Origin of the sequence: Streptomyces sp. NPDC050211 (genome assembly GCF_040656035.1) — a bacterium.
Classification (GTDB): domain Bacteria; phylum Actinomycetota; class Actinomycetes; order Streptomycetales; family Streptomycetaceae; genus Streptomyces.
Map to the genome: position 1 here is coordinate 13500 of NZ_JBFALC010000014.1, position 14748 is coordinate 28247.

11 protein-coding genes are annotated in these 14748 nt (G+C 68.7%); 7 read left to right on the forward strand and 4 right to left on the reverse strand.

Annotated features, from left to right (window positions below; all coding sequences use genetic code 11):
* Nucleotides 1-69: 69 nt before the first annotated feature.
* The gene (betA, locus tag AB0I98_RS17195; protein ID WP_362941841.1) at nt 70-1746 is read left to right on the forward strand and encodes a choline dehydrogenase; all 1677 of its coding nucleotides are present in this window, start codon (nt 70-72) and stop codon (nt 1744-1746) included.
* Nucleotides 1747-1822: 76 nt separating this feature from the next.
* Here betA and purU read toward each other — a convergent pair whose 3' ends face one another.
* Nucleotides 1823-2704, reverse strand: coding sequence for a formyltetrahydrofolate deformylase (gene purU, locus AB0I98_RS17200; RefSeq protein WP_362941844.1), 882 nt, complete (start codon nt 2702-2704; stop codon nt 1823-1825).
* Between the two features lie 217 nt (nt 2705-2921).
* On the opposite strand from purU, the gene AB0I98_RS17205 reads away from it, so the two are divergent.
* The 6 genes from AB0I98_RS17205 to AB0I98_RS17230 all read left to right on the forward strand — a co-directional run bounded on the left by AB0I98_RS17205 (nt 2922) and on the right by AB0I98_RS17230 (nt 12064).
* Nucleotides 2922-4391 carry an aldehyde dehydrogenase family protein gene (locus AB0I98_RS17205; protein WP_362941847.1) on the forward strand — a complete coding sequence of 490 codons (1470 nt, stop codon included), beginning with the start codon at nt 2922-2924 and terminating at the stop codon, nt 4389-4391.
* Nucleotides 4392-4411: 20 nt separating this feature from the next.
* Nucleotides 4412-5500 carry a glycine betaine/L-proline ABC transporter ATP-binding protein gene (locus AB0I98_RS17210; protein ID WP_362941850.1) on the forward strand — a complete coding sequence of 363 codons (1089 nt, stop codon included), beginning with the start codon at nt 4412-4414 and terminating at the stop codon, nt 5498-5500.
* On the forward strand, nt 5500-7503 hold the full coding sequence (locus AB0I98_RS17215) for an ABC transporter permease subunit (RefSeq protein ID WP_362941853.1): 2004 nt from the start codon (nt 5500-5502) through the stop codon (nt 7501-7503). Before AB0I98_RS17210 ends, AB0I98_RS17215 begins: the two co-directional genes overlap by 1 nt.
* A gap of 15 nt (nt 7504-7518) precedes the next feature.
* Entirely contained in the window at nt 7519-8496 is a 978-nt protein-coding gene (locus AB0I98_RS17220) for an ABC transporter substrate-binding protein (protein WP_362941857.1), read from the forward strand.
* Between the two features lie 237 nt (nt 8497-8733).
* Complete coding sequence (locus AB0I98_RS17225) at nt 8734-11172, forward strand: FAD-dependent oxidoreductase (protein ID WP_362941860.1); 2439 nt, start codon at nt 8734-8736, stop codon at nt 11170-11172.
* A 16-nt stretch (nt 11173-11188) separates the two neighbouring features.
* The gene (locus AB0I98_RS17230; RefSeq protein ID WP_362941863.1) at nt 11189-12064 is read left to right on the forward strand and encodes a bifunctional methylenetetrahydrofolate dehydrogenase/methenyltetrahydrofolate cyclohydrolase; all 876 of its coding nucleotides are present in this window, start codon (nt 11189-11191) and stop codon (nt 12062-12064) included.
* Between the two features lie 3 nt (nt 12065-12067).
* Here AB0I98_RS17230 and AB0I98_RS17235 read toward each other — a convergent pair whose 3' ends face one another.
* The 3 genes from AB0I98_RS17235 to AB0I98_RS17245 form a co-directional block, all read right to left on the reverse strand.
* On the reverse strand, nt 12068-12460 hold the full coding sequence (locus AB0I98_RS17235; protein WP_362941866.1) for a VOC family protein: 393 nt from the start codon (nt 12458-12460) through the stop codon (nt 12068-12070).
* 119 nt (nt 12461-12579) lie between these two features.
* On the reverse strand, nt 12580-13287 hold the full coding sequence (locus AB0I98_RS17240) for an ABC transporter ATP-binding protein (protein WP_362941869.1): 708 nt from the start codon (nt 13285-13287) through the stop codon (nt 12580-12582).
* Nucleotides 13288-13293: 6 nt separating this feature from the next.
* Nucleotides 13294-14673 carry an ABC transporter permease gene (locus tag AB0I98_RS17245; RefSeq protein ID WP_362941872.1) on the reverse strand — a complete coding sequence of 460 codons (1380 nt, stop codon included), beginning with the start codon at nt 14671-14673 and terminating at the stop codon, nt 13294-13296.
* Nucleotides 14674-14748: the final 75 nt, after the last annotated feature.

A 14748-nucleotide genomic window follows, 5' to 3' on the forward strand; every position in this document is an offset into this window, starting at 1 on the left:
CCTAGTGCGTATAGCGCTACTGGTACTAGCATGCCTCGCGTATCTACGGCGCGAGCGAGACGAGGCATCATGGCTCCCCTGCAGTACGACTTCGTCATCGTCGGCGGCGGCTCGGCCGGCAGCGCACTGGCGAACAGACTCTCCGCGGACCCGGCGAACCGGGTACTGGTCCTGGAGGCCGGCCGCTCCGACTACCCGTGGGACGTCTTCATCCAGATGCCCGCCGCGCTGACCTATCCGATCGGCAGCCGCTTCTACGACTGGAAGTACGAGTCCGAGCCCGAGCCCCACATGGGGGGCAGGCGCGTCTACCACGCGCGGGGCAAGGTGCTGGGCGGCTCCAGCAGTATCAACGGCATGATCTTCCAGCGCGGCAACCCCATGGACTACGAGCGCTGGGCGGCCGATCCGGGCATGGCGAACTGGGACTACGCCCACTGTCTGCCGTACTTCCGGCGGATGGAGAACTGCCTGGCGGCCGATCCGGACGACGAGTTCCGAGGTCACGACGGCCCCCTCGTCCTTGAACGCGGCCCCGCCACCAACCCGTTGTTCGGCGCCTTCCTCAAGGCCACCGAGGAGGCGGGCTACGCGCCCACCGACGACGTCAACGGCTACCGGCAGGAAGGCTTCGCCAAGTTCGACCGCAACGTCCACCGCGGCCGCCGCCTGTCGGCCTCGAAGGCGTACCTCAAGCCCGTCAGGAAGCGGCCCAACCTCACCGTCAGGACGCGTGCCCTCGTCACGCGCGTCCTCTTCGAGGGCAAGCGCGCCGTCGGTGTCGAATACCAGCGCGGCAAGGGCGCCCCCCAGCAGGTCCGCGCCAAGGAAGTCATCCTGTGCGGCGGCGCGATCAACTCCCCGCAGCTGCTCCAGCTCTCCGGCGTGGGTAACGCGCAGGAGCTGGGCGCCCTGGGCATCGACGTCGTCCACGACCTGCCGGGCGTCGGCGAGAACATGCAGGACCACCTGGAGGTCTACATCCAGTACGCCTGCAAGCAGCCGGTGTCCATGCAGCCGTACATGGCGAAGTGGCGTGCCCCCTTCATCGGGCTCCAGTGGCTCTTCCGCAAGGGCCCCGCCGCGACCAACCACTTCGAGGCGGGCGGCTTCGCCCGCAGCAACGAGGACGTGGACTACCCCAACCTGATGTTCCACTTCCTGCCCATCGCGGTCCGCTACGACGGCTCGTCGCCGGCCGGCGGTCATGGCTACCAGGTGCACGTGGGCCCCATGTACTCCGACGCGATCGGCTCGGTGAAGATCAAGAGCAAGGACCCGCGCGAACACCCGGCGCTGCGCTTCAACTACCTCTCCACCGAGCAGGACCGGCGCGAGTGGGTCGAGGCGATCCGCGTCGCCCGCAAGCTGCTCAACCAGCCCGCGATGGCCCCGTACAACGACGGGGAGATCTCGCCCGGGCCCACAGTGGATTCGGACGAGGAGATCCTCGACTGGGTCGCCAAGGAGGGCGAGACCGCCCTGCACCCGTCCTGCACCTGCAAGATGGGCACCTCCGCCGACGAGATGGCTGTCGTCGACCCGGAGAGCCTGCGCGTGCACGGCGTCGAGGGCCTGCGTGTCGTCGACGCGTCGGTGATGCCGTACGTCACCAACGGCAATATCTACGCCCCAGTGATGATGATCGCCGAGAAGGCCGCCGACCTCATCCTCGGCAAGCAGCCGCTGCCCGCCTCCGAGGCCGCGTACTACCGACTCCGCGACGCGGAGAAGCAGGCCGGGTAGACCTACGACTGCATCGATCGTCGTATACGACAGGGGCGGGACCGGAGTCCGGTCCCGCCCCTCGGTCATGTGCGGCTCAGCGGAAGACCACCGTGCGGTTGCCGTCCACCATCACGCGGTTCTCGCTGTGCCACTTCACCGCGTGCGCGAGGACCTGCGCCTCGACGTCCCGTCCGACCGTGACCAGCTCCCCGGGGTCGAGCGAGTGGTCGACCCTGACCACGTCCTGCTCGATGATCTGCCCCTCGTCGAGATCGGGCGTGACGTAGTGCGCGGTCGCGCCGACGAGCTTCACCCCGCGGTCGTAGGCCTGCTCGTACGGGCGCGCGCCCTTGAAGCTGGGGAGGAAGGAGTGGTGGATGTTGATGGCCCGGCCTTCGAGCTGCTTGCACAGGTCGTCGGAGAGGACCTGCATATAGCGGGCGAGCACCACTAGGTCGATGTCCAGCTCGCGCACCAGCTCCAGCAGCCGCGCCTCGGCCTCGCCCTTGGTGTCCTTGGTGACCGGGACGTGGTGGAAGGGGACGCCGTAGGTCTCCGCCAGCGACTTGAAGTCGGGATGGTTGGAGACGATCGCGGGGATCTCGATGTTGAGGGAGCCCGTGCGTTGGCGGAAGAGCAGGTCGTTGAGGCAGTGGCCGAACCTGGACACCATGATGAGTGTCCGGGTCGGTGTCGAGGCATCCCGTAGAGTCCAGGAGATCCGGTAGGCCTCCGCGACGGGACCGAATCGGTAACGCAGAGTTTCCAGATCCGCGTTTGGGTCGGAAACGTCGAAGTGGACCCTCATGAAGAAACGACCCTGGAGTCGATCATCGAATTGCTGGCTTTCGAGGATGTTGCCGGAGTTCCGGACGAGGAAGCCGCTCACGGCGTGGACCAGTCCCGCGCTGTCGGGACAGGAGAGGGTGAGGACGTACTCACGGCCGGGCCGTGATCGAGGGTACTTGGGGGACACGTCGGCCTCCGTCGGTGCGTATTGCACAACATGGTGAGCGATACGCAACATAGTTCAGGCGCACAGGGGCCTCGGTCAAGAGAGAAGGGGTCGATGGGGCCGTGCTGAATCGTCATCCATCAAACCCTTGACGTATGTCTGCACATTCGCGAGGGTGTTCCACCACAAGCAATCTGATGCACAATGCGCAACGAATTTCGGCTGAGGGGCTTGGCGCGTGGCACATCTGTATGTGGACGGTTCATGGCGGGATCCGGTGGCCGGAGGCCTCCGCGAGATCCGCTGCCCCGCTGACGGCACGCTCTCGGCGACCGTCGCGGAAGGGACGCGTCCGGACGCCGAGGCGGCGATCGCCGCGGCTCGCCGCGCCTTCGACGAGGGGCCCTGGCCGCGCACCCCCGAGCGCGAGCGCGGCGCGCTGCTGTTGCGGACCGCCGACATCATGGAGCGCGACGCCAAGGAGTTCGCCCGCGCCGAGTCGCTGGACACCGGCAAGCGGCTGGTGGAGAGCGAGTACGACATCGCCGACGTCGTCTCCTGCTTCCGTTACTACGGAGGGCTCGGCGGCACCGACGCCGGCCGGGTGATCGACACCGGACGGGACGACGCCGTCAGCCGCGTCGTCTACGAGCCCGTCGGGGTGTGCGGGCTGATCACCCCCTGGAACTATCCACTGCTGCAAGCGAGTTGGAAGGTCGCCCCGGCCCTCCTCGCCGGCAACACGATCGTCCTCAAGCCGAGCGAGCTCACCCCCTCCACCTCGATCCTGCTGATGAGGGCGCTGGAGGAGGCCGGGCTTCCGGCCGGCGCCGCCAATCTCGTCCTGGGCTCCGGGCCCGAGGTGGGCGCACCGCTCTCCGAGGACCCCGCCGTCGACCTGGTCTCCTTCACCGGCGGTGTGGAGACCGGCAAACGGATCATGGCCACGGCCGCGGCGAGCGTGAAGAAGGTGGCGCTGGAGCTCGGCGGCAAGAATCCCAATGTGGTCTTCGCCGACGCCGACTTCGAGACGGCCGTGGACTTCGCGCTCACGGCCGTCTTTCTGCACTCCGGGCAGGTCTGCTCGGCCGGCGCCCGGCTGATCGTCGAGGACTCGCTGCACGACCGCTTCGTCGACGAGGTCGTCCGCCGGGCCCGGCGGATCCGCCTCGGCGGCCCCTTCGACGCCGAGGCCGAGACCGGGGCGCTGATCTCCGCCCAGCACCTGGCGAAGGTCGAGGCGTACGTCGCCGCGGGGATCGCCGAGGGTGCCGTCCTGCTATGCGGCGGGGAACGGCCCGATGACCCGGCCCTGGCGAACGGCCACTACTACCCGCCGACCGTCCTCGACGAGTGCCGGCAGGACATGCGCGTGGTGCACGAGGAGTCCTTCGGGCCCGTGCTCACCGTGGAGCGCTTCACCGACGAGGACGACGCCGTGCGTATCGCCAATGACACGGAGTACGGACTCGCCGGGGCCGTGTGGACGCAGGACGGCGGGAAGGCCCAGCGGGTCGCCCGGCGGCTGCGGCACGGCACCGTGTGGATCAACGACTACCACCCCTATGTGCCGCAAGCGGAATGGGGTGGCTTCGGGCACTCGGGCGTGGGCCGGGAGCTGGGACCGACCGGCCTGGACGAGTACCGAGAGCGCAAGCACATCTGGCAGAACATCCAACCCCGGCCGCAGCACTGGTTCAGCGGCTGAACGCCGAAGAGAGGTCGATCGTGACCCCAACACAGACCGAGGTGCCGCAGCGGCGCGGCACCCCCCAGGACTCGGATGGCACTCCGGTCATATCCGTGCGCAATCTGTGGAAGGTGTTCGGGCCGAAGGCAGACCAGGTACCGGCCTCCGAGGAGCTGCGCGGGCTCACCCGACGCGAGCTCATGGACCGCGCCGGATGCACCGCCGCCGTACGCGACGTCAACTTCGAGGTCGCGCCGGGCGAGGTCTTCGTCGTCATGGGCCTGTCCGGCTCCGGCAAGTCCACGCTGGTGCGCTGTCTGACCCGGCTGATCGAACCCACCACCGGTGAGATCGTCTTCGAGGGCGAGGACATCCGCGACGCGGACGCGCGGCGCCTGCGCGAACTGCGCCGCCGTAAATTCTCCATGGTCTTCCAGCACTTCGGGCTGCTGCCCCACCGCCGCGTCGTCGACAACGTGGGCTTCGGGCTGGAGATCCGCGGCATGAGCAAGGCCGAACGTACCAAGCGGGCCCTGGAGGTCGTAGAGCTGGTCGGCCTCTCCGGGTACGAGAACTCCTACCCCGACCAGCTCTCCGGCGGCATGCAGCAACGCGTCGGCCTGGCACGGGCGTTGGCGGGCGACCCCGACGTCCTCTTCTTCGACGAGCCGTTCTCCGCGCTCGACCCGATGATCCGCCGTGACATGCAGAACGAGGTCATCCGGCTGCACCACGAGGTCGGCAAGACGATGGTGTTCATCACCCACGACCTCTCCGAGGCGCTCAAGCTGGGCGACCGCATCCTGATCATGCGCGACGGCAAGATGGTCCAGTGCGGCACCGGCGACGAACTCGTCGGCGCACCGGCCGATGACTACGTACGCGACTTCGTCAGGGACGTCCCGCGCGGCGACGTCCTCACCTTGCGCTGGATCATGCGCCCGGTGGAGGACGGCGATCCCCTCGACGGTCCCGAGCTGGGCCCGGACGTCGTGGTGAAGGAGGCCACCCGGGCCGTACTGGCGGCGGACAAGCCGGTCAAGGTGGTCGAGGACGGCAAACTGCTCGGCATCGTCGGTGACGAGGAGATCCTCGCGGTGGTCGCCGGGCAGGAAGGCGGCGCGTGATGACCGTCGCCCTGGAGAAACCGGACACGACCCCACAGACGGAGCCGCCCGCGCCACCCGTCACCCGGGTCCGCCGGGTCAGCCGGCGCGCGATGGTGGCCGCGATCCTGGTCGCCTGGCTGGTGCTGTTCGCCCTGCTGCGCGGCAAGCAGACCCTGACGCTCGCCGCGGCCGACCTGACCGACCTGCACCGGTGGTTCAACGACCTCAACGACTCGATCGGCGCGAACCGCAACTCCAACCCGCTCTTCCTCTACTTCTTCAACGAGATCCGGCTGGTCATCGACAACCTGGTGACCTTCGTCCAGGAGCTGATCTCCCAGCCCTCCGGCACCCGCCCCGTCCCGCAGATCGGCTGGCTCGGCGTCGTCGGTATCGCCGGCTATGTCTCCTGGGCCGTGGGCAACTGGCGGGTCGCGCTGCTGGCGGTGGCCGGCTTCACCTTCCTCGGGCTTCAGGGCCTGTGGCAGGAGAGCATGGACACCCTGGCGCTCACCCTCTCCGCGGTCTTCGTAGCGCTGCTGTTCGCGATCCCGCTGGGCGTGTGGGCGGGCCTCTCCGACCGGTTCAACCGGATCGTGACGCCCTTGCTGGACTTCATGCAGACGATGCCGACCTTCGTCTACCTGGCCCCGATGACCCTGTTCTTCCTCATCGGCCCCGCCTCTGCCACCATCGCCACCGTCATCTATGCGGCCCCGCCGGCCATCCGCATTACCGCGCACGCCATCCGCTCGGTGCCTGAGACCACCGTCGAGGCGGCCGACTCGCTGGGCGCCACCCAGCGGCAGGCGCTCCTCAAGGTCCTGCTGCCGATGTCCAAACGGACCGTGGTGATGGGCGTCAACCAGTCGATCATGGCCGCCCTGGCCATGGTGACCATCACCGCCCTGATCGACGCGCCCGGCCTAGGCAAGACCGTCCTCCAGGCACTCCAGTCGCTCGATGTCGGTACGGCCTTCAACGCCGGCCTCGCCATCGTCGTCCTGGCGATCGTCCTGGACCGGGTCACCACCGCGGCGAGCACCCGCGAGGAGGCCGCCCGGAAGTCGTCCGGCCGGTTCCTCGCCTGGCGGAGGCCCCTGCTGGGAGCGGGCGCCGCGGTCACGGCCGTACTCGTCTACATGTCGCACACCTACCTGTGGGCGGCCGAATTCCCCGGCGAGGGCGCGACCGGAAGCAAGATCGCGAGCGCGGCGGACACCGCGACCACCTGGGCGCAGGACAATCTGTCCGGCCTGACCAACGCCTTCCGTGACGCGATCACCAACGGCCTGCTCAACCCGTTCCAGTCGCTGCTCACCGACTCCCCGTGGTGGCTCGTCGGCGCGGCCCTGATCGGACTCGGCGTGGTGCTCGGCGGCCCGCGCGCCGCGATCACCACCGTCGTGTGCGTGGGACTGCTCGTCGGCACCGGGGTGTGGTCGGACGCCATGACGACGCTCGCGTCCACCGCCGTCGCGACCGTCCTCGTGATGCTGCTCGGCATCGTCTTCGGTGTGTGGATGGGACGCAGCCCGCTGGTGGACCGGCTGATGCGCCCCACTTTGGACGCGGCGCAGGTCATGCCGCCGTTCGTCTATCTCGTACCGTTCCTGGCGCTGTTCGGCGCGACCCGCTTCACGGCGATCGTCGCCGCGATCGTGTACGCGGCTCCCGTCGCGATGAAGATCATCGCGGACGGGGTTCGGAACGTGCCCGCCACCACCGTGGAGGCGGCCACCTCGGCCGGGTGCAACACCTGGCAGATCATCACCAAGGTCCAGCTGCCGATGGCACGCGGCGCCCTGACTCTCGCGACCAATCAGGGCCTGATCTATGTGCTGTCGATGGTTGTGGTGGGCGGCCTGGTGGGAGCAGGCGCTCTCGGCTACGACGTCGTGGCCGGCTTCTCGCAGGGACAGCTGTACGGGAAGGGGCTCGCCGCGGGGCTGGCCATCGTCCTTCTCGGAGTCATGTTCGACCGGATCACTCAGGCAGCGGCGCGACGCACCAGTGCATAAAAGGAGCAACTGACCATGGCAAGGCAAGCAAGACAGTGGAGAGTCGGCGCGGTCGGCATAGCGGTCCTCGGCCTCACCCTCACCGCCTGCGGCGGTACGAAGGTCGATGACGGCTCCTCGGATGCCGGCGGCTCGGGCAGCTCCGACAAGTGCGGCACCTTCAACCTCGCGGTCAACCCGTGGGTGGGCTACGAGGCCAACGCGGCCGTCCTCGCCCACGTCGCGGAGAAGGACCTCGGCTGCAAGGTCACCAAGAAGGACCTGAAGGAAGAGATCGCCTGGCAGGGCTTCGGGACCGGTGAGGTCGACGCCGTCGTGGAGAACTGGGGCCACGACGACCTGAAGAAGAAGTACATCACCGACCAGAAGACCGCCGTCGACGCCGGCCCGACCGGCAACGAAGGCCTCATCGGCTGGTATGTGCCGCCGTGGCTGGCCGAGGAGCACCCGGACATCCTCGACTGGAACAACCTCAACAAGTACGCGGCGAAGTTCAAGACGTCCGAGTCCGGCGGCAAGGGCCAACTCCTCGACGGCGACCCGTCGTTCGTCACCAACGACGAGGCTCTGGTGAAGAACCTGAAGCTGGACTACAAGGTCGTGTACGCGGGCAGTGAGACCGCCCTCATCCAGGCCTTCCGCAAGGCGGAGAAGAACAAGGAATGGGTGATCGGCTACTTCTACGAGCCGCAGTGGTTCATGTCCGAGGTGCCGCTGAAGAAGATCAAGCTGCCGGAGTACAAGGCGGGCTGCGACGCCGACGCCGAGAAGGTCGACTGCGACTACCCGGTGTACAAGCTGGACAAGATCGTCGCTTCGAAGTTCGCCGAGTCGGGCAGCCCGGCCTATGACCTGGTGAAGAACTTCACCTGGACGAACGACGACCAGAACGTCGTGGCGAAGTACATCGCGGTGGACAAGATGACCCCCGAGGCGGCGGCCGAGAAGTGGGTCGAGGCCAACCGCGACAAGGTGGACGCCTGGATCAAGTAGCCCGGAGTCGACAGCCGGTCGGACATGCCCGGCGGGCGGTGCGCACAGGTGCGCGCCGCCCGCCGGGCATTGCCATGTCCAGGGCTGGGTGCACACCGTGTTTCGGGCTGTTTTCCGGTGTAGGGGACCCCTTGACACCCCCTCTCCGGGACAGGCACATTGAGTTGCGCAGCCTGAAGCATGTTGCGCACACAGCAACTTAACCGGCTGGGCCGGTTTTCAATCGGAGGTGCGGCGATGGCGGGACCCCGAGTGGTGATCATCGGAGCGGGCGTCGTGGGAGCGGCCCTCGCGGACGAGATCTCCGCACGAGGCTGGACCGAAGTGACCGTGGTCGACCAGGGCCCGCTGCCCGCCACCGGCGGCTCCAGCTCACACGCCCCGGGCCTGGTCTTCCAGACGAACTCCTCCAAGACCATGACGGAACTGGCCCGCTACACCGTCGAGAAGTTCTGCTCCCTCGACGTCGACGGCCGGCCCTGCTTCCTCCAGGTCGGTGGCCTCGAAGTGGCCACCACCCCCGAGCGCCTCACCGAACTGCGCCGCCGCCACGGCTGGATCACCGCGTGGGGCATCGAGTCCCGCCTCCTGACCGCCGAGGAGTGCGTCGAGCAGCACCCGCTGGTGAATCCGGACCGGGTCCTGGGCGGCCTCCTGGTCCCGACCGACGGCCTCGCCAAGGCCGTCCTCGCCGTCGAGGCGCAGATCCGCAGCGCCACCGAGCGCGGCGTCCGCTTCCTGGCCCGCCATGAGGTTCTCGATGTACTCCGGGCCGACGGCGAGGTGACGGGTGTCCGTACCGACCAGGGCGATCTGGACGCCGACATCGTCGTGTGCTGTGCCGGCATCTGGGGCCCGAAGATCGCCCGCATGGTGGGCATGAACCTCCCGCTCACCCCGCTCGCCCACCAGCTCGCCTGGACCGGCCCGGTACCCGCCCTCGCCGGTCAGACCGAGGAGGCCGTCCGCCCGATCCTGCGCCACCAGGACGCCGACCTCTACTACCGCGACCGCTTCGACGCCATCGGCATCGGCTCCTACGGCCACCGCCCGATGCCGATCACCGCCGACGACATCCTCTCCGTCGACGAGGCCGACCAGATGCCGTCGGTCCTGAAGTTCACCGAGGAGGACTTCGCGGACGCCTGGACCGAGACCCAGTCCCTGCTCCCCGCGACGAAGGAGGCGAAGGTCGAGGAAGGCATCAACGGCCTGTTCTCCTTCACCACCGACAACTTCCCGCTGCTCGGCGAGTCCCCGGACGTCAAGGGCTTCTGGGTCGCCGAGGCCGTCTGGGTCACCCACTCCGCGGGCGTCGGCCGGGCCATGGCCGAATGGCTGGTCGACGGCCACTGCTCGTCCTTCGACCTGCACGAGTGCGACGTCAACCGCTTCGAGCCGCACCAGCTCACCCCGGAGTACGTCCTGGCCCGCGACTGCCAGAACTTCGTCGAGGTCTACGACATCCTCCACCCCCTCCAGCCGTCCGGGAAGCCCCGCCCGATCCGCACCAGCCCCTTCCACACCCGGCAGCAGGAACACGGCGCGTTCTTCCTGGAGGCGAACGGCTGGGAGCGCCCGCAGTGGTACGAGGCCAACGCGGGCCTGGTGGAGGGGCGTTCCATCCCCACCCCGAACGACTGGGCCGCGCAGTTCTGGTCGCCCATCGTCGGCGCCGAGGCCCAGGCCACGCGCGAGACCGTCGCGATGTACGACATGACGGCCCTCAAGCGCCTCGAAGTCAGCGGCCCCGGCGCCGCCGCCTTCCTGGAGCGCCTGTGCACCGGCAAGGTCGCCAAGTCCGTCGGCTCGGTGACGTACACCCTGCTCCTCGACCACGACGGCGGCATCCGCAGCGACATCACCGTCGCCCGCCTCGCCCGCGACCTCTTCCAGGTCGGCGCCAACGGCAACCTCGACCTCGACTGGTTCACCCGCCACCTCCCCGCCGACGGCACGGTCCAGGCCCGCGACATCACGCCGGGCACCTGCTGCGTCGGCCTGTGGGGCCCGCTCGCCCGCAAGGTCCTCCAGCCCCTCACCGACGAGGACTTCACCAACGACGGCCTGAAGTACTTCCGCGCCAAGCGCGCCCACATCGGCAGCGTCCCGGTGACGGCGATGCGGCTGTCGTACGTCGGTGAACTCGGCTGGGAGCTCTACACCACCGCCGACCTCGGCCAGAAGCTCTGGGACACCCTCTGGGCCGCCGGCCAGCCCCTCGGCGGCGTCATCGCCGGCCGCGGCGCCTTCAACAGCCTCCGCCTGGAGAAGGGCTACCGCTCCTTCGGCACCGACATGACCTACGAGCACGACCCCTACGAGGCCGGCGTCGGCTTCGCCGTCAAGCTCGACAAGGACGACTTCATCGGGAAGGCGGCCCTCGAGCGCCGTAAGACCGACGTACGACGCAAGCTGACCTGCCTCACCATCGACGACCCGCAGGCCGTCGTGATGGGCAAAGAGCCGGTCTACGACGGCGACCGCTCCGTCGGTTACGTCACCAGCGCCGCCTACGGCTACACGATCGGCAAGGGCATCGCCTACGCCTGGCTGCCCACGGAACTCACCACCCCTGGCACCACGGTGCACATCGGCTACTTCGACCAGCGGGTCGAGGCGGTCGTCGCGGAGGAGCCGCTGTTCGACCCGACCATGTCACGTCTCCGTGGCTAGCAGAGGGGCATCGCCGGTGACCGCGCAACTCCTCGACGGCAAGGCGACCGCTGCCCGGATCCGCGGTGAACTCGCCGAACAAGTGGCCAAGTTGACCGCCGACGGCGGCCGTGCGCCCGGACTCGGCACCGTCCTGGTCGGCGACGACCCGGGCAGCCGCGCCTACGTCGCCGGCAAGCACCGCGACTGCGCGCAGGTGGGCATCGCGTCCATCCGCCGGGACCTGCCCGCCGACGCGTCCCAGCGGCAGGTCGAGGACGTCATCGACGAACTCAACGCCGACCCGGCCTGCACCGGCTACATCGTCCAACTCCCGCTCCCCGCCCACCTGGACGCGGGTGCCGTACTGGAACGCATGGACCCGGCCAAGGACGCCGACGGTCTGCACCCCGTCAACCTCGGCCGGCTCGTCCTCGGCGGCGAGGCCCCGCTGCCCTGCACCCCGCGCGGCATCGTCGAACTGCTGCGCCGGTACGACGTCCCGATCGCCGGAGCCCGGGTGTGCGTGATCGGACGGGGCCTCACGGTGGGACGGCCGATGGGGCTTCTGCTGACCCGCCGTAGCGAGAACGCCACCGTCACCCTCTGCCACACCGGAACCAAGGGGCTGGCCTGGCATGTGCGCGAGGCGGACATCGTCATCGCGGCCGCCGGCTCGCCCGGACTGATCACCAAGGACATGCTGCGCCCCGGCGCGGCCGTCCTGGACGTCGGCATCACCCGCACCGACCAGGGACTCGTCGGCGACGTGCACCCGGAGGCCGCCGGGGTTGCCGGATGGCTCGCACCGATGCCCGGGGGCGTGGGGCCTATGACCCGCGCCATGCTGCTCGCCAACGTCGTCGAGGCCGCCGCAGGTGCTTCAAGGCGGGCGATCGCTCAGTCCTCCTGAATCTCAGTCCTCCTGAAGCAGGGACAGGACGTTGCCCGCCGGATCCTTGAACCAGGCGATTGCCGTCGGGCCGCCCTCGGGGCCCCGGACGATGCCCTTGGCGTCGGGCCCGAAATCCGGGTAGCGCTCCATGGTCACGCCACGCTGCGCCAGCCCGTCGACGGCCGCCTCGACGTCGTCCACGGGGAAGTTCAGGATCGTGAAGCTCGCGGGTGTGTGGTTGTCCTTGGGGTAGACAAAGACACTGGCGCCGCTGCCCAGCTTGATTGTGAGCATCCTCATGTCGCCCTCCCCGCTCTCCTCCACCGGGAGGCCGAGCGTCTCGCCGTAGAACTGGCAGGCCTTGCCGAGGTCGTCGACCGAGAAGCCGCTGAACGCCTTCGACTGTCCGAACATGCCGTTGTCTCCTTCACGTGGTCCGCCCCGGATTTCCGGGACCACCCCAGCGGACCACCACCCGGACACCGCCTCGCGCGCTCGCGTCCGGATGGTCGCCATGTGTCACCCTCTGGTATTCATCGGGCGTTCACCTGCTCCGTGAGCTTGCCCTTGCGCAGGTTGAGAACGCGGTCGGACTGCGTGGCCAGCTGCTGGGAGTGGGTGACGACGACCACGCATGTGCCCTGCTCGTGGGCGAGTTCGCGGAAGGTGTCGATGATGCCCTGGGCGGTGTCCTCGTCGAGGTTTCCGGTGGGTTCGTCGGCGAAGAGGATGTCCACGTCGCAGGCGAGGGCGCGGGCGATGGCGACGCGCTGCTGCTGGCCGCCGGAGAGCTGCAGCACATTGCGGGTGGCCATCGCCTTGTCGAGGCCGATCTTCTCGAGGAGCTGCAGGGCGCGGGCCTTGCGGCTTCCGGTCGCGGGCCTGGCGCCGGTGATCTCCATGGCGGTGGTGACGTTCTGGAGGGCGGTCATGTAGGTGAGGAGGTTGTACTGCTGGAAGATCGTGGCGGCGTGCTTGTTGCGGTAGCTGCCGAGCCCGAGCTCGGTGAGGTCCTGCCCGTCAAAGCTGATCGTGCCCTTGGTGGGGGTGTCGAGCCCGCTGGCCAGGCTGAGCAGGGTGGTCTTGCCGCTGCCCGAGGGGCCCAGGATGGTGTAGAAGGTGCCGCGTTCGAAGGCGTAGTCGATGCCCTTGAGGACCGTGGTCTTGCGGCGCTGGCCGGCGTAGGTGTGGCTGACGTCCGCGAGGCGCAGGATGGGCGGGGTGGTGGTGGCGTTGGTCATGGCGGGTCACTTGCCCTTCGTGAGGATGGTGCGGGGGCTGAGGCGCAGCACGGCGCCGGCCGGGATGGCGGTGGCGAGGAGGCCGATGCCGAGGCCGATGGCTCCTACGGCGACGACGTCCGCCGGGTCGAGCGCCACGGTGATCTTGTCGATGGGATCGGCGTTCTCGACCGGCTGGTCGTCCATGTCGATGCCCTCGCCGAGCCCGGTGCTGCCGGGGGCCGGGGGCTGCCACGAGTCGAGCTTCTGCTTGGCGGCGGAGGCTTCGTTGCCGAGCAGGGACTGGCCGGCACTCTGGGTCAGGCGCGGGGCGAACAGGGAGCTCACCCCGATGGCGATGGCGGCCACCACGACGATCTCCAGGGCCTGTTGGGCGATGAGCTTGCTCTTCTTCTCGCCCATGGCCAGCAGGACGCCGTACTCCTTGCGACGTTGCTTGACGGCGAGGTTGACCAGGAGGGCCAGGACGGTCGCGCCGGCGATGGCCATCAGCCACATGGCGACGGTGGCCGTGGAGCGGATGCTCTTGAGCGGGCCCGTCATCTGCCGGATGGCCTTGTCGTTGGCGTCCAGCTTGAAGCCATCGAGCGCCGAGCCGGCGATCCGCTTCGCCTCGTCCTTGAACGCGCCCTGCACGTCGGCGTCCTGGAGGAGGAACGTCGCCCTGCCGACCTGCAGCGGCCCCTTCCCTTCCGACCCGAGTGCGGAAAGGCCGCCCACCGTTCCGTACACCATGTTGGCCGGGCTGACGCCGTACTCGGCGTCGGCTTCGGTGGTGGGTCGCGGGTCGCGGTAGATGCCGCCGACGGTGAAGTCGGCCGTGGTCTTCTCGTCGTTGCCGGTCAGTGTGATCCTGTCGCCGACCTCGAGACCGTTCTTCCTGGCCAGCCGCTCCTCGATCAGCAGTCGCTTCTTGTCCTTGTCGGCGGCCGTGAGGTGCTCACCGGACAGGAGCTTGAACTTGCCGCTGCGGAAGTCGGGCAGCAGCGAGGAGTCGAGCACGCCGATGCTCGCGGTGCCGCCGGGGCCCATGGGGTCGGCCGGGCCGCCTTCGACCAGCTTGTACTTGCCCTTGAGGATGGCGCGGTCCCACATCGAGTAGGTGTACTTCTGCACCTGGGGCAGCGCCCCGAGCTTGTCGACGGTCGCGGCGTCGATGCGCGGGGCCTGCAGGCCGCCGCCACCTCCCAACTGGCCCATATCCATCTCGAGGTTGACCTCGGCGCCCACAGAGCGCTTGGCGTCCTGCTCGGCCCGGGCCGTCGCGTCGTTGATCAGGACACCGGCCAGCACCATCACGGAGATGACGAGGAAGGTGGCGAAGGTGATCAGGGTGCGGCCCTTGCGGGCCCACAGGCTGAACCCTGCGCGCTTGACGAAGTTCATGGGTATCTCGGCTCTCTCGGTGCGTGCCGGTGAGTGGTCGTGCGCTGTTGGTGGCTGGTCCGTGCGGTGCCGGTG

Excerpts from the sequence above, each read along its gene's own strand:
- betA (WP_362941841.1), top strand. The coding sequence starts at position 70 with ATGGCTCCCCTGCAGTACGACTTCGTCATCGTCGGCGGCGGCTCGGCC.
- AB0I98_RS17215 (WP_362941853.1), top strand. The coding sequence starts at position 5,500 with ATGACCGTCGCCCTGGAGAAACCGGACACGACCCCACAGACGGAGCCG.
- AB0I98_RS17220 (WP_362941857.1), top strand. The coding sequence starts at position 7,519 with ATGGCAAGGCAAGCAAGACAGTGGAGAGTCGGCGCGGTCGGCATAGCG.
- AB0I98_RS17225 (WP_362941860.1), top strand. The coding sequence starts at position 8,734 with ATGGCGGGACCCCGAGTGGTGATCATCGGAGCGGGCGTCGTGGGAGCG.
- AB0I98_RS17235 (WP_362941866.1), bottom strand. The coding sequence starts at position 12,460 with ATGTTCGGACAGTCGAAGGCGTTCAGCGGCTTCTCGGTCGACGACCTC.
- AB0I98_RS17240 (WP_362941869.1), bottom strand. The coding sequence starts at position 13,287 with ATGACCAACGCCACCACCACCCCGCCCATCCTGCGCCTCGCGGACGTC.
- AB0I98_RS17245 (WP_362941872.1), bottom strand. The coding sequence starts at position 14,673 with ATGAACTTCGTCAAGCGCGCAGGGTTCAGCCTGTGGGCCCGCAAGGGC.